Source organism: Salinarchaeum sp. IM2453 (genome assembly GCF_019693215.1).
In the GTDB taxonomy this organism is placed as follows: Archaea; Halobacteriota; Halobacteria; order Halobacteriales; family Salinarchaeaceae; genus IM2453.
Genome location: NZ_CP081183.1, coordinates 2,536,590 through 2,559,971, shown reverse-complemented (window position 1 = coordinate 2,559,971; position 23,382 = coordinate 2,536,590). Strand labels below are relative to the sequence as shown.

Below are 23,382 nucleotides of genomic sequence, written 5' to 3'. Positions count from 1 at the left end.
AATCCCATATTCCGGTAAGCCAATACAATATAAACCGAGCTTAAATGGTAATTTATACAACCGTCTATACATAGGAGGTACATACAATAATGGAGCCCCAACAATGAGACGGCGGACGTTTGTCTTCAGTGCCGGGTCGATCTTTGCTGGGCTCACTGCAGCCATCGGAAGTGGTGCATTTGGCACCGCAGAAGCTGAGCGTGACTTTGGTGTCTCCACAGCTGGTGATGGCGCTGGACTGATTGAACTCACCGCTCTTGATGACCGATACGCGACTGACACCACCTTTGGACAGCTTGGACTGTCGTTTACCGGCGGACCTACAATGGGTGGCAACGGGTTGAACCCTGCAACACGATTTTACTTTACGGAAATCTTCCAGATTCAGAATACCAGTAGCACTGAGCTCCGGGTTGGAATTGAAATTGATGGACTTGACGAACTCGAAGAAATCACCATGACAGCTCACGGCGAGGAGGCCGACATGATTGAGGATGGAACATCATTGCTTGTTGACGACTACAATGATGTCGATGATCTGCCTCAGGTCGGAGAACTGGGTGCTGTGAACGTCGACATTACCATTGAAACACCACCTGCATCAGAGTTTCTCGGCGAAATGGACGGCAATTTCCGCATCCACGTTGGCACTGAAGATACTCGAGAAAATCTATCCGATGTCCTCTGACTATACTGATACACTGGTATTTCACAGAATAATCGAGGCGGATGCCACATGGATTGCCCCTGAGATATTGACGCATCTCAACTGACACGGAATTTGACTGCAATCAACCTGTCATACCAAGTTTTCTCATTACGTTACAAACCCTCTTTTTGGGAGCTAATCTTGGTAATCATTCGTATCGATCTCTTGTCCGGCTCCGTGATCGAAGACGCACGGCGTTGCGGGATCCAAGCAATGCCCGACCGACTCCATACGCAACGCCACCGATGACTGCACTGATGCCAGCCAGTGGAAGCCATGGATGATATTGGTACAGCCAGTCAATGACCGGGCCCGGTAACAGTGCATAATATCGATATTCTTCGACGGACCGATAGTACAGTCCCGTCTCAGGCGGGGCTGACCGTGTAACGGTTGCATTATCTAATTCGTTGTGTCCAAGCCGGAACTGATCATCCTCAATCGCTATGCCATCACTTGCTGGTTCCAAATAGACGTGTGTCGGAATCAATCCTTCATTTCCAACCGTGAAATTAACTGTATCACTGCCGCCCGCTTCAATCGTATGTGGTGGCCCTGACTCAGATTCAGAGCTCAGCACCTCATAGGTTGTTGTTCCGGCTGGCAAAAGCATTCCAAGCAATGCTGCGGATATAAGCAGTACAACAAAGCCAATCAGGAGCGAACTTGCAGGGATGTACCCTGCCCGATTTCGACTTCGTGACCGATCTCTGGAGCGTTTAGAATCACTATCTCGAAGTCCAAGCAGTAACGCAATTCCACCGACTGTAAACATAATGATTGCTTGGCCTTCCATCCCATCGAACAGGTCTGTGCCAAAGACGTTGGATAACCACTGTTGTACTGTTGTTGCTGTCGATTGAATTCCCTCCGCAGCTGTTCCAAGATATGGAATTGTAATGACAGATCCCCCAGTTGAGAGTAGAACAGCCTCGACCTGTCCGTCAGTAATTGGTGCCTCTCCAGAGTCTTGATCGGTCACCAGATTTGCATCACCTTGTGTGATATAACCCTGTGACTCCTCTCCGACCACCCGATGTGTCACAAGGCCTCCGCCATCAGTATATTCGGCATCGAACACGATGACATCACCAACATCAGGATCTCCAGTAAGTTCCGGTGGAGCAACAACAACAACTTCTCCGGGTTCAATCGTTGGTTCCATACTATCTGTCTCAATGTGTGCAAATAACAGTGGCTGATTGAACGCGTATCCAACCAGAAGAATTCCAACAATTACCAGTAGCAAAATCAGGCCAATTTTTGAGAGAATTTGTGTAATACTATGAGCCATGCTGTGTCCTTGGCGGTGATTATCCAGCCACGACGCAACATTATCGACTATATTCACTTAGCTAATCGCAGGCTGTATTGTCTTGAAACCACGATTAAACCAGAGAAATCAGTCATTAACATACGATTATATGCCACATTACCCCACGCTCAAGCCCTATTGCTGCTATCTGTTTTGACGCTTTTTCTCACAATGACCATTGCACAACAAGGCACTATCAAGTATATTATCGTGATGTAAATTGGATATTAATCCTCAACTAGTTGCTTGAAGGGAGTGTATACTCAACACGGTACAGGTTGTCATAGTACTCGTATGGAACGGGTAATCAACTGGATACGACAGCCTGAGTACACAGGTGAGAATCGATGTTATCCATGTACGATCGTGAATACAGGTATCGCATTCGTCCTTGGTGGTCTTGCTGCCACAGTATCGCTTACGCTTGGTGGTATAATTCTTGGATTAAGCTTTCTTGCAATCTACGCTCGTGGATATCTGATCCCTGGCACCCCACAGTTAACACAAACGTATTTTCCTGATCGCGTTCTCCGCTAGTTTGGCAAAACGCCAGCACAGGAAACACTGGATACGCTTCCTGATGACAGAGATATCTCTGAATTGGGTGAGGTTCTAATCAAATCCGGCATTGTACAGGTCGATGCTGATACAGAGGACTTCGAGCTATCATCACAGTTCCGAGACACGTGGCGACAGCGGATGCAGTCAGTGCGTGATACGGACACAGCTCGGTCACGACTGGCAGCAACAATTGATGTCGATCCCGAACAGCTTACCTTTGATGACCAGTCCAGCCAATTTGTTGTTCGACACGATGGTGATTATGCGGGACGGTGGATCTCGGAGGCAGCATTTATCTCTGATCTTGCGCTTGAGCCCACGCTCGCAGAATGGATCTCTGAATGGGATGATCTTAGCGGCCAAGAGCGGGCAGAGTTACTTGTCCGGACCCGGGTATTCTTGGAACATTGCCCGGCGTGTGATGCACGGTTAACCGAAGTCGAAGATGTTGTTCAGTCGTGTTGTTCGGATTCTGTCACGACTGTATCAACAGAATGTACAGAATGTGATAATACAGTATTTAATGGCTCATACTGAGACAATGCTCCATTTTCATGGTTCATTACAAATATATCACAAATGAAATGAAGGAAAGACTATTTGTAAGTGGTAACAAAAAGCACAAATTAATGAATGCCAGGGGGAGGGTGATCCAAATACATGAGCAAATACATTGACGCGGGAGAACAGGATGGCACACTACCAGACGCGGAGATTTGTGACCTATTAAGCAATGATCGTCGTCGTGAAACGATTGATATTCTTCTTAACACCGATGCGGACCAACTCGAACTTCGAGATCTTGCTGGCAAAATTGCTGCTCGTGAGTGCGAGAATGGCGAACCAGAGCGACAACACGAACAGAGTGTCTATGTATCCTTACATCAGACACACCTTCCAAAGCTTGATAATTGTGATCTCATTGAATATGATGATGATCGAAAAACTGTAGCGCTCACTGACGAGGATCACCCTGTTATTGAACAGCTCACCCACCAGCCAAACCACTATGAGCGAGTGAAACAGACAGCAGCATTCGCAGGTGTCATCGGCGTTGTTATTGTCAGTGGGGCTCTTTTTGGTCTTATTGATCTGTGTACGACCGTCATTCCGGTATATATCTTGCTGTTAATTGTGGCACTGTATGCTGCTGGTATCATGCATATACTCTGATCGATACCGCGCTGAAGCGCGAGGCTTTCGCCTTGAAATCGAGTAAGAGAAGTAATTCACTATGGAAGGAAGTAAGGCTGATGTCATCGGAAAGTGGCCGACACGTGCCAGCTATTCTGTCGTCCCGTCTTTTTCAATCCAAATCTGATTGTCAAGTTCTTCGAGTAGCTGTTCACCAGCACTGAGACCGAATGTGACGGTTTCAACCCCAACGCAAATACATTCACCGAGTAGTAGTTCTACGGCGTTTTCCTCCCCGACAATTGATCGATCGGGATTATCTGCAAGATAAAAGTCAACGCGCCGTTCCCCAGTTTCTTCATCGACTGGCCAGTTTTCTTCATCACGAATCCAGACTTGGTGATCTTGGGTTTCCTGATTACAGATTTCGAATACACGATCAAACTGTGATTTTGCCCCGGGATTTACACCACGGCCACCAGGATCCGTGACCGTTGTCTCTGAAAGAGATATGGCCACGGTATTGTCGTCAGTGATCTGGGCAAATTCACCGTTTGGACTGCCTGTACAGGGTTCAAGACCCATGATTGCATCTGGGTCGTCATTAATCTGGATTACAGCCTCCCGTTCTGCGTCGACGCGCGTAAAGGCACCACTCGCTACAAGAAACGCCCCACCGAGTGCTAAACTACTGCCGCCGGCAATGAAGTTCCGTCGTTTCATAGTAGATTTGTTATATACGACCAGGAGGCAACAGGCCGGTTACTACCGGCTACTCCTCGTCACAGATGACTCGAGTATCGTCGTCGATTGGCAATCCATCGATGACAGCGACGTATGCGTCATCCGGAATCTCAACCTCATCCTCTTCTATAGTTTCGATCAATTCATCCTCTTCACCGCGTTCATCTACGAACTCAGCATACGTCTGTAGATCAAGCTCTTCACCACACTCTTCGGGACTTTCCCACCAGACGATACCGTCCTGCAGGTCACTTGCATCGGTTGTGAATGTTTCTGAGTCTAATGCCGCAACATTTCGCACAAGGCCTCTAACGGTGTTTGGATCGCCAGTTACGGCCCAGCCAAAGTCTGTTGCGTCGGTTCCGAGGTTATTAACATCGACTCGGGTACCGATGAATTCCCCGTCGTCTTCAATTGTGCAGTTATATTCGGCTTCGAGATCACCGCACGCAATCTCTGCATTACATTCTGCATCTGCATCTGCGACGATCGTGATCTCATCATCAAGCTCATCAAGTAGCTGATCTTCCTCGGACAACCCTTTCGAGACTGTTGCGACACCAACACAGATACAATCTCCAGCTCCAAGGAGTAACGCATTGGCTTCACCAATCACTGACTGCTCTTCCAGATCAGTCAGATCCTCTGCACCCATGCTAGATCCAGTGTACAATTCAACACGACGCTCGTCATCTTGGCCGTCACGTTCATATGTTGGCCATCCCTCATCATCTTCAACCCAGACACAGACGGCCTGTTTGCCATTATTACAGATTTGGAAGACATCGTCAAAATACGACCGTGAATCTGAGTTGATCCCCTGCCCGTCAGCGTCGGTTGGATTGTCTGGCGACATATCAACTTCGAGGTGCCCACTGTCATCAATATTTGTGTAGCTGCTATTTGGCGATCCTTCACATCCCTCCAAGCCCAGATATGCATCTGGGTCTTCAGCGACTTCGATGGTTACCTGCCGCTGCGATTCCACTCGTGTAAACGCCCCGGAGCCAAGCAGAGCACTGCCACCGATGGCGGCCCCACCTGCTCCGATCAGAAACTTTCGTCGATCCATATTTGATCACTGTCTGAAATTATTAGTCCCCGTTGTCATCCCCATTCCCCCCGTTCTCGTCACCTACCAGATCTGCATTGGCGTGGATGACGACCTCGTCATCATCAATAAGCTGATCGCCAGTTTCGAGTCCCTTCGTCATCGTCCGGATTCCGACACAGACACAGCCCCCTTCTTCAATCGAGGTGAACCACTCGTTGTCAACTGCCTCATCTTGATTTTCGGCACTAATTCGCTGGATGTCTCCCTCCTCGTCGAGGATGTAGAATTGCACTCGAGGGAGATCGTCTTCATACTCTTCTGGTGGATCATCGAGATCTTCAGCATCGCTGGATTCGATCCAGAGCACCGCTTCCTGCTTCCCGTTATTACAGACCTCAAAAACATCATCAGCAAAGGTGAATGAATCTGAGTTAACTCCTTCGCCGCCCACCTCGGTTGGATTGTCTGGCGACATATCAATTTCTAGATGGCCATCCTCATCGATATCTGCGTAGCTCTGATTTGGCGATTCAGGACACTCATCCAGTCCGAGATATGCATCTGGGTCTTCTGCGACTTCGATTATTACTCGGCGTTGCGATTCTACCCGTGTAAACGCACCGGAGCCAAGGATAGCACTGCCACTAATGGCAGCCCCACCAGCTCCGATCAGAAACTTTCGTCGATCCATGGGTTATTCTGGCGCGGGGCTTCGCGCCTATTCATGTATCTGATAGGAATCCCCTTTTGTATGCACTCGCAGGAAATCATACAACCGCTGTATGTGTATTTTAATTGACTGCTCAATGGCACGGCCAAACAAAACAACCACTGATTATGAATCGATAACCAGACGATATACCAATTGAAATATCACACTAACAGCATAACGTGCTGGAATCGTATGTGAAATCCATTCTGTTGCCTGGCAGTGTATCCACGGTGAGTTTCAATGTACTCGACCGATCGTTTGAGATAATATCGCTATTCGTTATGATTAATCCAGTGTTATTACGTTGTTGCACAATACTGCTGTTCTCCTCCGACCAATTCGTAGGTGTTTGCCTCGGCATTGCTGTAGCGGCCATGCTCCAAGCTGTACGAGCGCATGGACGAATAGTTGACAACACGATAGAACATTACTGACTTCCCACCTCCCTGTGAACGAGGGTGTGGTTTCCACGGAACCGCACCGCTTGGCTGGGTGGTTCATGATTGCAGTCTGGTCAGCATGGTCGGATTATTAGCGAGACTAAGCCTCTGTCTCCGATCTCGGTATGGCACTTAGCGGTACCGTGAGCTGGAATCAACAGCCGGCGGCTTGAAGGAGGGTCTTCAGATCATGGACCGAATCTCGATATGATCTACAGGCTATGTTCCCGTCCTCAAGGAGCGACCAACGGGAGCAAGATAGAGCGGGGATACAGCGGTCACTCAGCCACATCAAACCATGCAACCAAATTGATACCAGACATTGAATTGTGACGGGATTTACTCATGAGGCTGGCTTCGAGTGGGATCATACCCGCGGTCAGACGCTATTTCCCCGTCACCAGCAAGTAGGGGGTAAGACAATCCGAATCAACACCTGTGGAGACTGACACCGCTGTGAGCCTGTCCCAGCGCGGGACAGGGCTTGCAAGTGCCACCGTGGAACCAGAAACACCTGCCCGAAAGGCACAAAGCCCTGCACTCAACAAAGCGAGGGCGTAGCCCGAGCAGAGTAGACCGGCGTAAGTTCACCGTAATGGTCTGATATCTAGCTTTGCACTACTCTTCGTCATCAAACTTTTCGCAGGTAATCCATCCCTCCTCTTCTGCAGGATCGCTCATGTCTGGCCATTGATCATCTGGAATTGATTCGTCGGGTCCAACTTGGTCTTCAACGCCTTCTTCAGGGATATCCTCAACACGTACAACAAGATCATCATCTGGATCTTCTGGTATATCATCAGGAGGATCTGCTGTCCCAAACTTATCAAACCAATCTTCTAGGTCATCAATATCCTCCTCTTCTTTGTACTCGCCCCATGTCGGTGCATCAACAACATCAATACACTCCTCATCCACTGGATCCCAGAATAATAATGCTCGTGTTGGAAACGAAGCGTCGGACACAATACCCGTTGTCTCAAATGCACCGATCTCAAGATCGTCTTCCCATTTTCCAGGCTCATTTGCGACCGCAATATCAGCCGTTGTAGCTGATCCTAAGTTTGTCACCGCAAACCCTGTTCCGATACGCTCCCACTCTTCAGCAGCTTGTGAGAAAAGATATGAGGTACATTCGTAGGCACCGGAGAGTTCCGGACAGGCCGTAGCTTCGCATTCGACATCTGCATCGGCTGTGATTGTGATCTCGTTATCAAGCTCAGCTAGCAGTTGATCCTCTTCAGACAACTCTTTGGAGACTGTTGCGATTCCAATACAGACACACTGGCCAGTCGTCAGTTGAACGGCATTTTCTTGGCCAATGATTGACTGCTCCTCAAGTCCTGTCAGGTCTCCGGCTCCAACACTGTTACCAACATAGAATTCAACACGGCGTTCGCCTGTGTCATCATACGTTGGCCAATCGTCATCATCATTGATCCAAACACAGACGTCTTGCTTGCCATTATTACAGATTTGGAAGACATCGTCAAAATACGACCGTGAATCTGAGTTGATCCCCTGCCCGCCAGCATCGGTTGTATTATCTGGCGACATATCAACTTCGAGGTGCCCACTGTCATCAATATTTGTGTAGCTGCTATTTGGCGATCCTTCACATCCTTCCAGTCCAAGATATGCATCTGGATCTTCGGCCACTTCAATTTTTACTCGGCGTTGCGATTCCACTCGTGTAAACGCCCCGGAGCCAACCAATGCACTGCCACCGATCGCAGCACTCCCAGCCCCGAGAAGGAATTTTCGTCGGTCCATTGTTGATCAGCGCCGATTTCGCGCCTATTATCGCATATGTTCTGATACCCCCTTTTGTATACACAGCCACACAAGAAGTAATCGCGCCGTAGCATGAACCAAATGACGAACAAAGAGACATTATACGGAGACTAATTATGCCAGAACTACACAATCGGTGTAATAACCGGTGACTAGCCATTTCGTCCACAATAACGAACAACCCGTCTGAACAGGACGGAGATCACACGAGACATACTGCTAGTTGCAACCACCTTGTAGATGGATCTGTTAGCAGTATAATCAATGATTATCCATTCAGGCCCCGTAATTTAACGGGTTATACACGGTAAAATCAGTATTCGTTAATCAACTGTTTGAATATTATTAGCACGTTGAAGTATGTGATTAGCTAAGTAACAACACGATATATAGTATTACCTGTATCATGACATGCATCTGTTCTGCGGGTGGTCGGGATGCTTAGGAATCTCATTCCATTTCCAACACCACAGGACGCAACGACACAGAATGAACTCGATCGGGATGCTATTTTCGATGTTCTCAGCAACCGCCGCCGTCGGTATATCCTCCACTATCTGAAACAACGGGGTGCTGGATATCGAGCAACGCTTCGAGAAGTGGTCGATCAGGTTGCAGCGTGGGAAAATAACACCTCTGTCCAGAATATTACGTCACAAAGCCGGAAACGTGTATATACGGCAATTCGCCAATCTCACTTGCCTAAACTTGACAAAGTCGGTGTCGTCGATTATGATCAGCAACGCGGTGAACTCACATTGACTCAAGCCGCTCGTGAGATTGAACTCTATCTTGAGTATGTTCCCGAACGCGATATCAACTGGAGCGAATACTATCTGTCACTCTCAGCAATCTGTATCGCACTGGCGGCAATGTCGTACTTTGGCATTTTTGTGTTTGGTGCCGTTTCTGGACAGGCTCTTGCCGGGGTAGTCGTGAGTGTGTTTGCCGCATCATCGGTCGTGCACACATATTACTCGTATCAACATCGAATTGGGTCCAGCGGACCACCAGATGAACCCTCATGAACTGGTCTCGATTAGTGATGTGGATACTGCTTGTAATTGTTGGTCTGTTCGCATTGACCGCAACCAGCGGACATACCGCAATCGAAAGTCACAGATCGGTCGAGATCGTCATCGGAACTGTTATCATATGAATTGATATGTATGCTATCTTTATCGTATCTGAGAGCAAGCAATTGAGGCAGTAATGCAAGAGTGTGGCTCAACCAATAAGGAAGCCTACAGCCTATTCCTTTCTGCTTGAACTGTGCCAGCGTCCGAAATTGATACCTTGACATCTTTGTGACAAAACGATATTGTAATGTCGCTCAGTTCACCCGCAACAGCTGTTTGATAGAACTCCGTCAACGCCTCACCGTCAAGGCCATCGATTGACTCAACTTCTGCTGGCGGAATATCTTTTATCTCTCCAATAGCAGTTGTGACTGCAACGGCTAGATCCTCCCCATCACCGACATCAACATTGACAGTCGTCGAGTCTTTCTGTGTTTCTTCGGACATGTTATGATAATCTGAGTAACAAGGTTCGGTTGTGATTAAATTAACAACATCCACTTATATTACTTTTGTAATTGGTGACGTGTTTAGTCAAACTGCGAAGCTTGAACAATCGAAGCGTTTCAGCTATTTTTGCCTGCTTCAGCAATCTGCAATATTGTGTATAAGATAAATGATTGTTTGGCTCAAACACGTGCTGAAGTTTTGCTCGAATATTCGCATATTCCTTATTCACCTTTGTCATCGATCCGTGTACACTGCATTTCTCTGACGGGTTACTGTTTAGGTTAGTTGTCTGCATTCTTGATCACGTTGGTTCCGCGATATTTTCATCCAAGCCCCGGTTATCGCTGGCTTGTTGTCACTAACATCAACACTCTGTATTTATTGTAATATACCCCCAGAATTAGCCGGTACTATCGTTTAATCTTCGAAATACATGCTTGAATGGACCCGGACATATGATAGGAAAGGATTGTTTGTCATTCTTTCACAATTTGTTTCTGGCAATTGTATTGCGGTTCTGTACTTCCTGGCTGATCGTAGTTCTGTCCGTAGGTTGCTCTATGTGGATATTCTGTGTATTCCTACGATGATGAACGCTACAAGAAGCATACAATTCTGCTTTCTTACCGCATATGCATCTGTATATGCTTTGAGTGTTTTCGGCACTGCTTCTTCCCCAACGACATCCAATCTAAGTCCTACGATTGCTACCGTGATCACTGATCCTGCAAGCACCACAGTTCCAGCAGCAAGACTGTCCGTCAGTGCTGACACTGTTATTCTTCCACAGAAAAAGCCAAGCGGCACAGCAGCGAGCAATATTGCGATTACAACAGCAATTCGGACAAACTGTCTGACGGCGTCACCGCTGTTGCCAGTATACATCGTCCGAGACAGTTCGTATCCCCCCGATTGCAAGAACGGCGACAAGGAGGAATGAAAGAGAGATAATCCGTGTAGGCTTCTGTTCAACGTATAAACTCCTACCCATGAGACCAACGACGGTGTCGCAAATAGAGGACGTGCACAGATATACTGATACTCAATGGTCTCAATCAACAGTACATCCCACTGGCAGCTGTTTCCTACTCGTCTGAGTGCTTTGCTGGTCCGTAAAGCACAGTTACGACAAGTTCATCTTCGAAATCATGGAACTGATGTTCGGTCCCCGGCTCAAGATGGACTACATCCCCGGGACCAACGTCGACGCTATTTCCCTCAACATTGAGTTTTCCGTGTCCAGAGACAACCTGATACACTTCATCTTCATGATGTGAATGCATTGGATCGTCATCACCCGGTGTAAATGCCATTACTTCAACGCTTACATTGTCAGTGCGAACGGTCTCTGTTGAATGTTCATCTTCTGGGATCTCTTCGGCTACGTCGCTTACGTTAAAACTATCCATGCATATAGATGTAGTTCCCAGTCCAGTTAAACCTGCCCCGGACTCCACTGTTTTTGGTTATCAGTAGTTGAAAACACAGTTTTATTATTCAACACGAGTCATATGACGATGGTGTGTCACGGTTTGTTACCGGATCACCACTGAATAAAGAAATCGTATTATCAACAACTGTTATAGATAGTGCAAGGTAAAGACCTACACCTCGGCTGTTGGCATACATGAATGTGAACTCACCCCGGGGTCAAGCCCCGGGGCAGTCGCCTTGTACCGCCTGTACACTGCGTACCGGACCACCAAACTACTATTCAGCCCAGTCTGTCACCGATCCATGATTGGTGCAGACAATCTGGTATCAAAATCGACTGACCGCATCCTATCTCAAGGGTACTTTTCGCCTTCTCAGGTATGTATTTCCAGCATATTGAACACCGCATAACAAAGAGAGTAGAGATTGAATGTAACATAGAGATAGATTCAATCTCAGCCGTGAAACGACGAAGGATCCTCTTACTTCTCGGTGGCACGAGTGCTGGAGCGTTTACCCTTGGTTCGGGCGCGTTTAGTAGCACAACTGCTGAGCGTGATGTGCGTATTGAGGTAGTATCTGACGAACAAGCATTCGTGGGCTATGATGTCCAAGGTGAGAATGACTCTGATGAGACCCTTCCAAAGATCGTTCTTGATGAAGGTGAGTCCGAACCGCTAGTGAACGTGACAAACCGTTTTACCGAAGAAATTACCATCACAGATGCAACAATCAAGTCAGATCTTGACATTACTCTCGAACGGGACAAGGATTCGATTGACGGCGGTGAGACAGCCACGATCGATGGTACTTGTAATAACAGTAAGGGGGAAGATACAGTTGAGCTTGACATAACTCTCGAAGGGGATAGAGTAAGTGCAGATCTGTCTGGTGCTAATAACCAGCGCCGGTTTGTGGTTCAATGCGGAACAGAGCCAGCTACCCCCGAATTCTCTGGCAATGGAAATGTATTTCGGGGGCAGGGATCTGGCATCCTCTCTGTCCGTGTACTCTATGATGATGACAAGGAGTCTGAACAATTTGAATGGGATACAAATAGTAACAGTCAGATTAAGAAGGCAAACACTGATTTGTCCGGCACTATCTCTGCTGTTTATTTTGTCAACTGGAACGTTGTTTATTACAATCCTAACATGGATAAAAATGAAATTGACTTTCCTGACAATTGGCCAGATAATCGTAGGCCTGGTGATAAAAAAGGTGGGGAGTCTAGCAACAGTTCTTCAGGCTCTTGACTGAGATGACGTGATTCTGCTGTGCCCTTGTCACGGCTTAATTGTCGTAGAAACTTTTCTCACATGTAGCGTGCTATAAAACTTTCATAGCCATTTTATTTCGGTATACCGGAGTTACGAAGTGTTGAAATGGAGATTGTCAGAGTAAACAGTACAAAGATACAGAGTTTGTATTTATTAGTCAAATAAGCCTGGTTTCCGCTACTTTGGATAAATCAACCGGCCGATAGCTGTGCTCACTAATAAATAAGCTTAAGTTTATCCTAATATAGTTCGAACACCCATCATCTCAGACGGGTTTTAAGTTAATGGCACCTCGGTGTCGAGGATGACTGGCCTTTGTGATCAATTATACCCTACAAGGTCGACTAGGGTAATGCCGGCCAAAGCCTCCAACGTCAGGTTAACCATCGCCTTACCGAACACCATGCGCTCAAGTGCTTCCTCAGCAAGGTCGTGTCGATTTCTACATTGTCTACTATATCGCCAATAGCCTGAATCTCTACTGCGACCGTCTTCTCTTTAGAATCGGTGTGTTTGAGGGTCATCGATGCCGTGACGTGAAGTCTGTAATTTTGTCGTTTCCAAGCCTTTTTGCTTCGAATATAGCGAACTTCGAGAGGATTTCCATGTCAAGTCCACGCGTCTTCTCCTTGTCTAAACGAAAAGCAGCGCGAGTTCCCCGCCCCACCGTGGGCGGGGGTGAAGCGCGTCCGCTCGGCTGCGTCCCTGTTTTTAAGTATCGGGACGCCCTACTACAGTATGGAACCCACGTTATCGGCCTCGCAAAACCCGCGCACCCACTTCGGGGTAAGACGCGGTGTCGTCCGAAAGACTCCGTCTTTCGTGATCATGAAAATCAGAGATTTTCGAACGACGCCGGGCCTGTGTCGCGCCCTCGTGAAGGGGCGGACGCCCACGGACACACCCGCCACGGCTGCAACAGACGACCTCTGTTGCGGTGGCACTCCCGGTGTGTTTGGGTGTTACCGGTTCCACGCGAGTCCCCACAGGGACGAGCGCGGGCGGAATTAAATTCGCCACCGGTCGTTTCGCTGGCTCCACGCTAGAGACCACGGCGAAGCCACGGACCACCGCGCCCGTGGTACTTCACTTCGGCGACTGTTCGTCTGTCGCATCATAGAAAGTATCTGAACGTCAGACGTGGGCCTAAATCTTGTTGTGGATACTGTCTTTGAGATCCCTGATGTGGGACTATTGATCACTAGGTTCGTTAACTCACGTCTCCAGAGCATGAGGGGATCAATAGCAGATTATCGACACGCTCAACAGTGGAAATGTCGTCAAATCGTTCTAAGAGGTAGCTTTGAATCTTTTCGACACCGTCGAGCTTCGCACGGTTCGTCTTGTCACAAGAGGTCTTGACTCCGTAATTCTCGAAGACGAGAACACGAATGTAGCTGCCTAAGTCGTCGATGTGCATTGTCGAAATAGAAGATGTGAAGCAGATGCTTAGTCTATCTCCCGCCGTGTTCGCCACGCATCAATGACATCCTCCAACAATGCTTTCGTGATCACACCATTACGCCAGTCAGCGATTGCGTCACGGAGCCCATTGAACCGAATAACTCCATCGGGATCGGCATAATCTTCAGCCGCTAATTGAACGTTAATAGTTAACTCTATCATGGAATCTCCTCCTGCCGTTTCGTCGCTCCCAGTCACCTCGATATTTCCGGTATACATGCCACTAGACGCGTCCCTTGGTATGTTAATTGTTGTCTCGACGGTCTTTCTTTCCCCAGCATCAAGCGACACCGATGTTGACTCGAACTTGATGTGATCCCCCGAGATTGACTGCTCATTATCAACATGTTCAAGATCGCCTGCAACCAGTTCTACTTGATTGATAGCTGTGTCTTCGTTCGTTTCACTGAGGACAATAGCAAATTCAGGTGAATCCCCGCGGGCCACCGGTTCGTCGAACGTGATGTTTGATGGGGAGATATCAAGGAATGGCGGCAGCGTGGGAACAGCCGTCGACGTAATCTTGTATGGTACTGAGAGGCTAGACAAATTACTGGCGATCTGAAGGGATGAAGCTTTGATTTCTTCTCCAGATCCCTCGTCTCCTTCGTTGTTTCCGGGTACTGTTCCAACTACGGGGGCATGCACACGAACAGTGTATTCCTCATTGTGTACGTCTTCGAGTAAGATCCACTCGCGATTGCGCTCACCCGTGTCACGTCCGGAGTAAATGGAATCGGGGATTTCTGTCACGGTTTCGCCGTCGTCACGTCCCGTTCGATTGCCGTCCTCATCGATTAGAAGGAAATCTGCATAGTGATCTGTATAGTGGAGGCTTAAGAATACCGATTCTGAGTCCTCTTCTGGGATATACGAAAACTCGTCGGTTTCCCCTTCAGCAAGATCGTTCTCATTAATAGTCTCTACCGAGGTGTTGTTACCAACGCCAAATGATTCAACCACTCTATCTCCTGTTTCAATATAGTCAGTCTCACAAAGGCTAATCGGCAAGAAGTCTCCAATATCAGTTGGTGGGTCCCATGCATCAGCTTCAGGTTTCATACCGATTTCAATGTCGATTTCTCCTGCGCGTATTCCTTCGTCTAAGGGTGCTTGATATGTTACATCAAATGACCGAGTATCGCCAGTATACATTGGACTATTATCTCCATCAAAATCCACAGCAAATCCAGCACCACTTATTTTCTCCCCATCAAAAAGTCTGTAATCCGAACCAATTACGGGGGTGAATATCGTATTGCCGGTGTTCTCGATCGTAATTTTCCCTTCTGCTTCCCCTATCTCGGGTCGGCTATAGCTGTACCATGGCCAGAACCAGTCCCAAAAACTCTTCCCCCAATGTATAAATCGATCCCATAGACCCAGCTCGGCCTTCTCCGTCACGTCAGGAAGTTTATCAAATCTGATTTCTGCATCAGCATCCTGAGCGAGTGCCCATTGAAGAGATAGTTCTAAAGTTTCGATGACAAGACTCTTACCAGCAGTTACGCTTCCCTTCTTGAACCCCCCTACAAACACAGATCCAGCGAATTCAGTCTCAAGTCCGTCTTCTTCCATCACATCAGCAAAGGAGCTTAAGTGGGTTATCATATTTATGCCCGAATTAACTTGACTGAGGAAAGCCCTATCTGGACGTGAAACTGATACTGTAGAATGTTCAACTGCGTCATGACGAGACAGTACGAAGGTTCCACTACACCGAGTTGTTAAGTATCCAGCTCCCTTTCCCAGAATCCCGAGACCTAAAATTATAAGCGCGAACTTCGCAGGCCCAATCTGAACTCCAACCTCATCACCCGCGAGGTCCGTGGAATCTTCAAAGACTTGCCCGCTGACTTCAAGTTCATCCTCATCGCCAGCTGAGATTAGTGCCTCTGCCTCGTGTTCTTTTGCCTCAATAAGCTCCTGTTTTCTTGCGGAGAGACGATTAGTTAGATCTTGAATAATTGTGGCTAAGGATTGAATTTCACTTTGTGTCGGATCGTGATTAGACATTATTTGATCGACCGCTGCACCCACAATTTCCCAGTCGTCCTCCATAATATCAATAAATCTTTCTCCCTCATCAAAACTGAACGGATATTCTTGCCCAGGATATTCTCCAACGTAATGTTGGTATGTGATCTCTTTGATGACCTCTATTTCATCCTTATCTTCAAGATTATCAAAGAGTTCATCATAGAACCGATAGAAATCCATGGCTTGTCCATCGGTAATTTCGTAATCACTTTCATCTTTGTAGCTGTTGAGACTTGCATCGGCGATATCACGAGGCTCCTCATCAAGCTCATTCCCGGGAATTTCACCAGCTTTGTATCCCCAATAATCAGTAACCAGATCGGCATAGTCAGATCTGAACTCTTCGTACAATAAAGCTGTATAGTGAGCCTGAGCTTCCATATGTCCATTAAGAAGACCTTTGAACGCTGACTCGAACGATTCAAGCTCCTGCTCAAGCGGTAACAAATCCCTCTCAACTTCATCTGTGAATCGGAGATTATCAAGAAACACGGCGCTGTCGTACAAACCATCACTCGCGTCGGCAATCCGAAACCGGAGCGTGAGTGTCTCACCTTGGTGGTTCGAGATGTCATGTGTTACCGTTTGTAATTCGGTAACAGCGTTGTATGCGACATCTGACGGCTCTGGAAACGGCGGTTCAGGATCAACAGAGCTACCGTTCGGCGCATTCGATACTCCGGCAGCGCTATCGACTGTGACCGGGTTCCCGTCAATCTGTGCAATATTTGTAACATCGTCTGGTTCGTACAGAAGCGCTTCGAAGAAATCTTGATATATACTTCCAAGAAACGTTGGGTTCTCCTCGGTTCCAAATTTATAGTCAAACGCGATTCCCTCCGCGCCCTCTGGGACACGGAAAGTGACGTCAAGTTCCGCCACACAGAAAGCATCGTATCCATCTGGCGAATAGTCAGATATATGGCGATCATTCTCCCACCACGTACTTGCAAAGAATTCTGGATGATTCGACGCTTCGCCTGCATCCCCGCTACTTATTACCACAAACTCATCTCCCTCATGTGGGAATCCCTGAAGTTCTTCCGAGAATATTTTTAATTGCTCGTTGACTCCTCTGAATGCTGTCTCCTCAATTTTTTCTTCAAATTTTTCCGTTGAAATTACATTAGCGGCATTTGATGAGAGGTCCAAAGGGGCAACATCACTCCCGCTGCGCTTCTCGCCTTTGCGTTCGAGATCACCATCTTTGTCGGCACTCGCTACTGACGGTAGTTTGACGATTGGTAGCGTTCCTGATAATTGAATGGCTTTTCTCCTAGACAAACTTACCAATCTTTGGTGTACTGGCTTGTCGGAGTCCTTCCTACTCATGTAACTACCTCAATTGTATCCACACCTTCAACTGGTTGTTCGCTCGTATTGATGCCGATGGAGTTCGGATCAAATTGATATTCTCCCGTATCGGCGTCCGATGCCACCCGCAGCGTATACTCAACTATTAACTCGCCAGTACCGATTCCGTCGAACAGCACGACTCCTCCTCCCGTGTCCAGATCAACGAACGATGGTGAAACAATCGATCCTTCAACGCTGGCGGACTCGAACGAGGCTGTTCCGAGGTCAGGGTCAAACCGTTCGAATACATCCACATCAGAAACCGTATCCAGATCAACGGTGATCGTCACCGTTGTTGAGTCGCCCTGTGAAACTTCATCATCGCTAACGATCCGTGTTGCATCCACCGCGGGTGGCTCAGCTCCAGCATCGGTATCCGCGTAGATGACTATCTCCTCGAGCAGCATGTCGCCGTCGGATGGCACCGGCTCTTCCCGAGTGTCTACCACGATATCCACTATCTCTGACTCCCCGACATCAACTGAAACCGACTCCTCAGGAGATTCAATCACCTGTCCGTTGATCTCAAAATCAACATACTCGGAGTCATGCTCAATCCAGACGTTAATCCTCTGAGTGCCTTGGTTAGTGATCTGAAATACCGACTCAAAATTCGTAATTGCGTTCGGATTAACCCCGTCTCCGATTGTGTCATCATTTCCTTCCGACATTTTGATTTGAAGGTGCCCATCGTCATCGATGGAAGCGTAACTTGAGTTAGGGCTGTCCGGAGCTGGTTCTAATCCTAAATACGCATCAGCGTCGCCTGCAACCTGAACGTTAACACCACGGGTTGCTTCTGTCCGAGAGAATGCGCCTGTGCCCGCAGCTGCCCCAGCGATAGCCGAGAGTCCTCCTAATGTTGCGATTGTTTTTCTTGTACTGTCGTCCATGAGTGCTCACAGCACGTGCAAAGCTACGGTCGTATTCTACGCAAACTATCTTTAATATGTGCTGCCTGAGCAACAAGCTGATCGTACACTGAAAGATCAGTCAAGTCCTGAAGCGGCGATAACAGACATTGAGATAGAGCAAATACCGATTACCAAACGATATTTTGATATTAAGCTAGTGTCGGTATTGCTATACTGGTGAATACTGCTGGTTTGGCCCTCATACGTTTTTGTGATTGAACAGGGGAGTGTCAAAGTTAGAGGGTGACATTATGCAGGGTAGCGAAAGCTGTGAGCCGTGATCTGATTGAAATAGCGGTCTATGGAATGAAAATTGATAGAGAAAAATCTGGTTCGGTATTTAAGAATCCTAAAACCACGCTTCTATCAAGATCACCGCTGCCTCTGTTTCTTCACTCAAAACGGAGATTACACGGTAGCCTCGACAACACAGCTGATGGGAGAAATAGGCACCAACTACCTACGAAGACATGCGACATTACGATATTTTCTCTGAAAATAAGACGCCTAAGGAGATCGATAAAAGAGAGGACTTACCGGCAAGCTATGCTTTGTGAAACCAGAACCTTCGCTCCTCATGCCTCAATACCAGCTGATTCTGATAACGTTAAGCTGCATAATAAATATAATTTGGTTTATAGGTCTGCATCGGTCAATAGTAACTGGGACAATTGGATCGAGGCAGTGTACGAAGACGAATCGTCCCTCAAAAAATAACTGGGGCCCTCTGAGATCTGTGCTCACCGGAGATAGAGATCTTTTACAGCAGGAATTCGACCGGTGAAACCGATGAATTCATCGATGCTACCAAAATGGCGTTTCGGAGCAGGTGGTCAAATGACAGAATTAGCTGAAGGAACAGGAAAGTAATAGTTTTAGCCGTGATCTACTGTGCAACATACGCGGTTTGTATGCTGCATACCAGCGCAAGCATTCTTATTTGGCCGATCAATACATAGGCCACTTGGCCGCTTGTGGCTGTTTGGGTTCACAGCGTCATATGTATTTCATAATCCCGTGTTATGTAGATGGCTTCCTAATAGTCAGAATAATATCTTGAGAAAGCAAGCAACTATGATAACTAAGATGACATAAGCCCAGAATGTACAGTGACATCATACCGATGCTGAACCGTTCTACTCAGTTATTGGATGCCCGATAGCTTTGTTGATCTCGCAGCAATTAACCAAGACGGCTTTTATCAGCATGATTAGTGCTGCACTTAGCCGAACCTGTATGATAATAATATCGCTGGTCTCTGCTGCGCTAAAGTCGACAAATAATATCATCCACGACTAGTTCAGCTCCTGAGATCACAATTGCACATGTTAACACGACTTCGTCACGTAGTACCACGTACGGACTTTCACTTAACACGTATCAAGCGGAAGCCCATCCGCTTTGGCGGTGGGTGTGAGCGACAACACGATGAAACAACCCACTGCTGTACAGTCGACTGCAATCCTTCCCCTTTACTCACCTGAGAACATATAATACAATAGGCAAGTTGGGGGAAACGTGGAGTTGGATTGGTGTCTCCGCTACAACTAAAAAGCGACCTGCCCCGTATTTGCCACTGCTACACCAGACTGGAACGGCGGTGAGGCCGATGGCCCGGCCTGTGCCCACCTGAGAGAACACGACGGTGGACGCACGCTTCGCGACAACACGAAGCGGCGTGCCGTGATCGGATCCCCAACAGACCCTCTTTGTGAGGGCTGAAACGGAACGCACAAACCAGAGTACCCGCGAAGGGGAATTTTGCCTCCGGTGAGAACCAGCACCGGGCTGGATTGCCCACGCGAGAGGAATCCCAAGGGGTCAACCGTGGGAGGAGGTCAAGTTATCTGTTACCGGATTAATTATGGCCTGTTCAATGACGTTCCCGGTGATTGAGTTCGATTTCTGGGAATTATGCGAAGTCGTCATAACGCGCTGCCAACTTTTCCTCGATTTCAGTTTAGCGCTTGTACTCTGCCACAGCTGCTGATGCACTGAAGTATGCTGCAAGTGCAACACCAAGTAGAATCGTTAGACGGCTCCACGGTGGCGTCACAAGCAGGGTTACGACCATTGTTACTGCCACGCTAATCATTGCTGCAGTCATGCCTGCGGCTTTTGCGTCACTTCCTGACATACAATTACATACTCAGTGACACACTTGAGTGTCTTGCTGCCAGCAAATGTCTGTGGATATTAACGTTACACTGACCTGCGGTTAGCGTATAATCATAAACCAATTGCTGAGATGCAGTGTTATCTCACTGTACCTCTTTTCGACCCACCTATGATCTAAAACCTAATAGCATACATTACACCCAGCCGGATCATCTACTATGTTGCCGTCACAGTGTGTTCATGTGCAGTATCCCAGTAATGACTGCTCGTAGGACAGTACTACGTGATGACAAGAGGGTGTCATAGAAGAGTTCACAGGAGGGTTGATTTCAGAACTGCCGGTGATGAATCATTTAGCCAGTTAGTCTGCTTATCGAACGGCGAGAATCCTACCAGTTCCAAGTGATATTCTGAGTGGCCTGCAAGATGTAGGGCGCAAGTGTTGTATACTGCCTCACAGGAGATACTGATAGTATTTGAGTAACTGAGTGGTACTCTGACTGTTGTTAGTCGGCGTCAGGAACTGACCCCGGCAGCCGGGTGAGCGTTTGTTCACTGAGATAATACCGCCGATGCCTCCAGAGGAGCCCAGCAAGCGCCCAAAAAATCATCAGTCCAACCCAACCGCCTGCTGCTTCGGCGTAGCCGAGGTCCTGAAGGGACTCATCACCCACGACCCTGAATATCGTAACAACAGTTTCTATTCCTGCAAGCCCGAACCCGCCAACCCACGCCCAAGAACGTGCCTGCCAGAGCCCGTATGCAATTACAACTCCGCCAACCCCGACAAATAGAATTGCTCCACCAAGCAGTGCGAAGAACCAGTGGGCACCTGGCGCCACCTCAACGGTTCCAACAAGGGTACCAGCAAGCAGTGTCAACCACCCCGAGAGAATACCAAAGACAACAACATACATTGCGTACGAGCCAACGAGCATCGCCATGCCCCGCATGACCCGAGGCGGGGCTGTCCCAGCCGTTGTTCCCATGGCGACGATTTGTGGCGGATCGACAAAGTATTTGTTGTGGAGACAGGTCACCTGTACGCATGGGTATTGACGAGGTACAACTCCGCCTATAGGCATCTACAAAATAGATGTCGTGGCAGAACGCGCCGAGGCACACTTATCCTCTATATCTTGCACGCCGTTCTTGGCAGATTTCAGTAAGATTGTCGCCCTCGCTGGTATACTAACCGTTCTATGACAGCCCAGTTATAATCAATCAGACCTCCACTATTTAACTCTTACAGGCTACGTTTCCGTCCTTAAGGAGCGACCAACGGGAAGCGAGTAGGTCGGGGACACAGCTGTCACTCATCCACAGCAAAAGCATTCAAGTCAATTGCTACCAAGCACTGAATTGTGACGGGATTCACTCGTGAGGCTGGCTTCGAGTGGGATCATACCCACGGTCGGGCTCTACCATCGCCGTCATCATCGAGTAGGGTTGAGACAATCCAAAGCAACGCCTGCGGAGACTGGCATCGCTGTGTCCACGATGGATGCAAGTTCCGTCGCTGAAACAGAAAATCCACGCCGAAAGGCAGGAAGCCCCGTCCTCAACGAAGCGAGGGTACAGCCCGAGCGGAGTAGGGCGGGGTAAGTTCACTACGCACGTACCTATTAATCGGCTGATCAATTCCAATTGACTGGTTCGCGGTTATACTAGCACGTAGAGAACCACTGTATACCACCCTTACCGAAGGTTACCACCGGAGATTTTCAAAGGCATGTGCACCCACGCTGTAGGAATATGAACTCCCCTTATGTTACAAGACGGCTACTTACGTCCATTATGATACATAAGGCTACTATCTTCAGATCTATGCAGAACTAAGCGACACATTGGGGAGAAAACTCAACAATGCCGATCTGTCAAAACAGGCCAAGCACAGCAATAACTAGCAAAAAAGAAATTCAAACGATGAGTCCAACGTGAGCCCAGCAAACAGGGAGAAACTAAACCGGTGTTAACGATCTGTTGAGTCCGTTGAGTCACCAGTATAGCCTGGAAGGTTCGTGGTTCCCTGTCGGAGGTTGTTGATATACCGTCGAATCACGGCCGGATCCTCATCAAAAAAGCCCGCAACCCAATCGATCGACATGGTCGGCTGGGCGGCATAATACGCCATGAGTACATCTTCTCTGGCCATCGCAATGGTTGGCGGAGCCCCTCGCTCTCCAGTCTTCTCTTCGCGAAACCCCCCAACATATGCATAGACATCGCAGTATAACCGAGCCTTCTCAAGACTCCAAAAAGACTGCAACCGATCAACTTGCCCCTCAACATGATACCGGGGCTGATCGCCTTCCACCCGCTCAATGTAAATTTCAAGCCCACCTCGTTGCTCAAAAAGCTCGCACGGAGACTCAGTCATGGACCATCTGAGAGTAAGAGAATGACAGTTAAATCGTAACTGGTCGGCCGTGAGAATTCTCAACAGAACAACCTGCGTGAAATCAACAGGAGTTGACTAAACCTCTGTGTCTTTCACATTGTGACGGACTCCTGATTTTTCAAGGGTTGGTGGCAGTCGTGTTGGCCGAGTCACTTACTGTAACGATGACAAGCAAGTTGGATTTTGCTCAAATCACTGGAGTTATTTTTGTTTCTCAGGGATTTTCTCAACTACGTAATCAAGAACCGTCTGACTCAAACCACTGTGAACTCGTAACATATATGATGGAAGAGAGTTACAGTGCTTTTGACTGGCATAACAGTGTATTTATCATTCCTCTGAACGCTTTGAAACACCCCCCTGACATTAACTCAACAGTCATA

20 protein-coding genes are annotated in these 23,382 nt (G+C 47.9%); 7 read left to right on the top strand and 13 right to left on the bottom strand.

The genetic code is table 11. The features are described 5' to 3' along the window. The first annotated feature begins 103 nt into the window (after nt 1-103). On the top strand, nt 104-688 hold the full coding sequence (locus K0C01_RS12185; protein WP_221169965.1) for a hypothetical protein: 585 nt from the start codon (nt 104-106) through the stop codon (nt 686-688). A gap of 169 nt (nt 689-857) precedes the next feature. Here K0C01_RS12185 and K0C01_RS12180 read toward each other — a convergent pair whose 3' ends face one another. Continuing rightward, entirely contained in the window at nt 858-2,003 is a 1,146-nt protein-coding gene (locus K0C01_RS12180) for a signal peptidase I (RefSeq protein ID WP_221169964.1), read from the bottom strand. Nucleotides 2,004-2,318: 315 nt separating this feature from the next. Between K0C01_RS12180 and K0C01_RS12175 the strand changes: the two genes are divergently transcribed. From K0C01_RS12175 to K0C01_RS12165, 3 genes are all read left to right on the top strand, one after another. Continuing rightward, a complete protein-coding gene (locus K0C01_RS12175) occupies nt 2,319-2,561 on the top strand; it encodes a DUF8054 domain-containing protein (RefSeq protein ID WP_221169963.1) in 243 nt (80 codons plus the stop codon). 63 nt (nt 2,562-2,624) lie between these two features. Next, nucleotides 2,625-3,122: a DUF8054 domain-containing protein gene (locus K0C01_RS12170; RefSeq protein WP_221169962.1), complete on the top strand. Its 498-nt coding sequence runs from the start codon at nt 2,625-2,627 to the stop codon at nt 3,120-3,122. 123 nt (nt 3,123-3,245) lie between these two features. Next, complete coding sequence (locus tag K0C01_RS12165) at nt 3,246-3,758, top strand: DUF7344 domain-containing protein (RefSeq protein WP_221169961.1); 513 nt, start codon at nt 3,246-3,248, stop codon at nt 3,756-3,758. Between the two features lie 111 nt (nt 3,759-3,869). Here K0C01_RS12165 and K0C01_RS12160 read toward each other — a convergent pair whose 3' ends face one another. From K0C01_RS12160 to K0C01_RS12145, 4 genes are all read right to left on the bottom strand, one after another. Then, nucleotides 3,870-4,442, bottom strand: a complete 573-nt coding sequence (locus K0C01_RS12160) for a hypothetical protein (RefSeq protein WP_221169960.1) — start codon at nt 4,440-4,442, stop codon at nt 3,870-3,872. Nucleotides 4,443-4,491: 49 nt separating this feature from the next. Further along, the gene (locus K0C01_RS12155) at nt 4,492-5,535 is read right to left on the bottom strand and encodes a DUF1102 domain-containing protein (protein WP_221169959.1); all 1,044 of its coding nucleotides are present in this window, start codon (nt 5,533-5,535) and stop codon (nt 4,492-4,494) included. Nucleotides 5,536-5,557: 22 nt separating this feature from the next. Next, nucleotides 5,558-6,208: a DUF1102 domain-containing protein gene (locus tag K0C01_RS12150; protein ID WP_221169958.1), complete on the bottom strand. Its 651-nt coding sequence runs from the start codon at nt 6,206-6,208 to the stop codon at nt 5,558-5,560. A gap of 1,079 nt (nt 6,209-7,287) precedes the next feature. Beyond that, the gene (locus K0C01_RS12145; RefSeq protein WP_221169957.1) at nt 7,288-8,442 is read right to left on the bottom strand and encodes a DUF1102 domain-containing protein; all 1,155 of its coding nucleotides are present in this window, start codon (nt 8,440-8,442) and stop codon (nt 7,288-7,290) included. Between the two features lie 458 nt (nt 8,443-8,900). Here K0C01_RS12145 and K0C01_RS12140 point away from each other — a divergent pair, with 458 nt between their 5' ends. Together K0C01_RS12140 and K0C01_RS12875 are read left to right on the top strand one after the other, a co-directional pair. After that, nucleotides 8,901-9,491 (top strand): DUF7344 domain-containing protein, encoded by a 591-nt coding sequence (locus K0C01_RS12140; RefSeq protein ID WP_221169956.1) that lies wholly within the window; start codon nt 8,901-8,903, stop codon nt 9,489-9,491. Next, on the top strand, nt 9,488-9,622 hold the full coding sequence (locus K0C01_RS12875) for a hypothetical protein (protein WP_255568309.1): 135 nt from the start codon (nt 9,488-9,490) through the stop codon (nt 9,620-9,622). Before K0C01_RS12140 ends, K0C01_RS12875 begins: the two co-directional genes overlap by 4 nt. A gap of 85 nt (nt 9,623-9,707) precedes the next feature. On the opposite strand, the gene K0C01_RS12135 is transcribed toward K0C01_RS12875, so the two are convergent. The 3 genes from K0C01_RS12135 to K0C01_RS12125 form a co-directional block, all read right to left on the bottom strand. Beyond that, nucleotides 9,708-9,989, bottom strand: a complete 282-nt coding sequence (locus tag K0C01_RS12135) for a HalOD1 output domain-containing protein (RefSeq protein WP_221169955.1) — start codon at nt 9,987-9,989, stop codon at nt 9,708-9,710. Between the two features lie 561 nt (nt 9,990-10,550). After that, a complete protein-coding gene (locus K0C01_RS12130) occupies nt 10,551-10,877 on the bottom strand; it encodes a hypothetical protein (RefSeq protein ID WP_221169954.1) in 327 nt (108 codons plus the stop codon). Nucleotides 10,878-11,077: 200 nt separating this feature from the next. Next, the gene (locus K0C01_RS12125) at nt 11,078-11,401 is read right to left on the bottom strand and encodes a cupin domain-containing protein (RefSeq protein WP_221169953.1); all 324 of its coding nucleotides are present in this window, start codon (nt 11,399-11,401) and stop codon (nt 11,078-11,080) included. Nucleotides 11,402-11,887: 486 nt separating this feature from the next. On the opposite strand from K0C01_RS12125, the gene K0C01_RS12120 reads away from it, so the two are divergent. Continuing rightward, the gene (locus K0C01_RS12120; protein ID WP_221169952.1) at nt 11,888-12,682 is read left to right on the top strand and encodes a hypothetical protein; all 795 of its coding nucleotides are present in this window, start codon (nt 11,888-11,890) and stop codon (nt 12,680-12,682) included. Between the two features lie 1,473 nt (nt 12,683-14,155). On the opposite strand, the gene K0C01_RS12115 is transcribed toward K0C01_RS12120, so the two are convergent. The 5 genes from K0C01_RS12115 to K0C01_RS12095 form a co-directional block, all read right to left on the bottom strand. Next, on the bottom strand, nt 14,156-17,542 hold the full coding sequence (locus K0C01_RS12115) for a choice-of-anchor L domain-containing protein (protein WP_221169951.1): 3,387 nt from the start codon (nt 17,540-17,542) through the stop codon (nt 14,156-14,158). After that, the gene (locus tag K0C01_RS12110; protein WP_221169950.1) at nt 17,539-18,459 is read right to left on the bottom strand and encodes a DUF1102 domain-containing protein; all 921 of its coding nucleotides are present in this window, start codon (nt 18,457-18,459) and stop codon (nt 17,539-17,541) included. The genes K0C01_RS12115 and K0C01_RS12110 overlap by 4 nt, the downstream gene beginning before the upstream one ends. A 1,981-nt stretch (nt 18,460-20,440) precedes the next feature. Next, entirely contained in the window at nt 20,441-20,617 is a 177-nt protein-coding gene (locus K0C01_RS12105; RefSeq protein WP_221169949.1) for a hypothetical protein, read from the bottom strand. 487 nt (nt 20,618-21,104) lie between these two features. Beyond that, nucleotides 21,105-21,587 carry a hypothetical protein gene (locus K0C01_RS12100; RefSeq protein WP_221169948.1) on the bottom strand — a complete coding sequence of 161 codons (483 nt, stop codon included), beginning with the start codon at nt 21,585-21,587 and terminating at the stop codon, nt 21,105-21,107. Between the two features lie 983 nt (nt 21,588-22,570). Beyond that, entirely contained in the window at nt 22,571-22,978 is a 408-nt protein-coding gene (locus tag K0C01_RS12095) for a hypothetical protein (RefSeq protein WP_221169947.1), read from the bottom strand. Nucleotides 22,979-23,382 lie beyond the last annotated feature (404 nt).

Excerpts from the sequence above, each read along its gene's own strand:
- K0C01_RS12110 (WP_221169950.1), bottom strand. The coding sequence starts at position 18,459 with ATGGACGACAGTACAAGAAAAACAATCGCAACATTAGGAGGACTCTCG.
- K0C01_RS12135 (WP_221169955.1), bottom strand. The coding sequence starts at position 9,989 with ATGTCCGAAGAAACACAGAAAGACTCGACGACTGTCAATGTTGATGTC.
- K0C01_RS12140 (WP_221169956.1), top strand. The coding sequence starts at position 8,901 with ATGCTTAGGAATCTCATTCCATTTCCAACACCACAGGACGCAACGACA.
- K0C01_RS12125 (WP_221169953.1), bottom strand. The coding sequence starts at position 11,401 with ATGGATAGTTTTAACGTAAGCGACGTAGCCGAAGAGATCCCAGAAGAT.
- K0C01_RS12160 (WP_221169960.1), bottom strand. The coding sequence starts at position 4,442 with ATGAAACGACGGAACTTCATTGCCGGCGGCAGTAGTTTAGCACTCGGT.
- K0C01_RS12165 (WP_221169961.1), top strand. The coding sequence starts at position 3,246 with ATGAGCAAATACATTGACGCGGGAGAACAGGATGGCACACTACCAGAC.
- K0C01_RS12145 (WP_221169957.1), bottom strand. The coding sequence starts at position 8,442 with ATGGACCGACGAAAATTCCTTCTCGGGGCTGGGAGTGCTGCGATCGGT.
- K0C01_RS12875 (WP_255568309.1), top strand. The coding sequence starts at position 9,488 with ATGAACTGGTCTCGATTAGTGATGTGGATACTGCTTGTAATTGTTGGT.
- K0C01_RS12150 (WP_221169958.1), bottom strand. The coding sequence starts at position 6,208 with ATGGATCGACGAAAGTTTCTGATCGGAGCTGGTGGGGCTGCCATTAGT.
- K0C01_RS12105 (WP_221169949.1), bottom strand. The coding sequence starts at position 20,617 with ATGTCAGGAAGTGACGCAAAAGCCGCAGGCATGACTGCAGCAATGATT.
- K0C01_RS12115 (WP_221169951.1), bottom strand. The coding sequence starts at position 17,542 with ATGAGTAGGAAGGACTCCGACAAGCCAGTACACCAAAGATTGGTAAGT.
- K0C01_RS12100 (WP_221169948.1), bottom strand. The coding sequence starts at position 21,587 with ATGGGAACAACGGCTGGGACAGCCCCGCCTCGGGTCATGCGGGGCATG.
- K0C01_RS12095 (WP_221169947.1), bottom strand. The coding sequence starts at position 22,978 with ATGACTGAGTCTCCGTGCGAGCTTTTTGAGCAACGAGGTGGGCTTGAA.
- K0C01_RS12185 (WP_221169965.1), top strand. The coding sequence starts at position 104 with ATGAGACGGCGGACGTTTGTCTTCAGTGCCGGGTCGATCTTTGCTGGG.
- K0C01_RS12130 (WP_221169954.1), bottom strand. The coding sequence starts at position 10,877 with ATGTATACTGGCAACAGCGGTGACGCCGTCAGACAGTTTGTCCGAATT.
- K0C01_RS12155 (WP_221169959.1), bottom strand. The coding sequence starts at position 5,535 with ATGGATCGACGAAAGTTTCTGATCGGAGCAGGTGGGGCCGCCATCGGT.
- K0C01_RS12180 (WP_221169964.1), bottom strand. The coding sequence starts at position 2,003 with ATGGCTCATAGTATTACACAAATTCTCTCAAAAATTGGCCTGATTTTG.
- K0C01_RS12175 (WP_221169963.1), top strand. The coding sequence starts at position 2,319 with ATGGAACGGGTAATCAACTGGATACGACAGCCTGAGTACACAGGTGAG.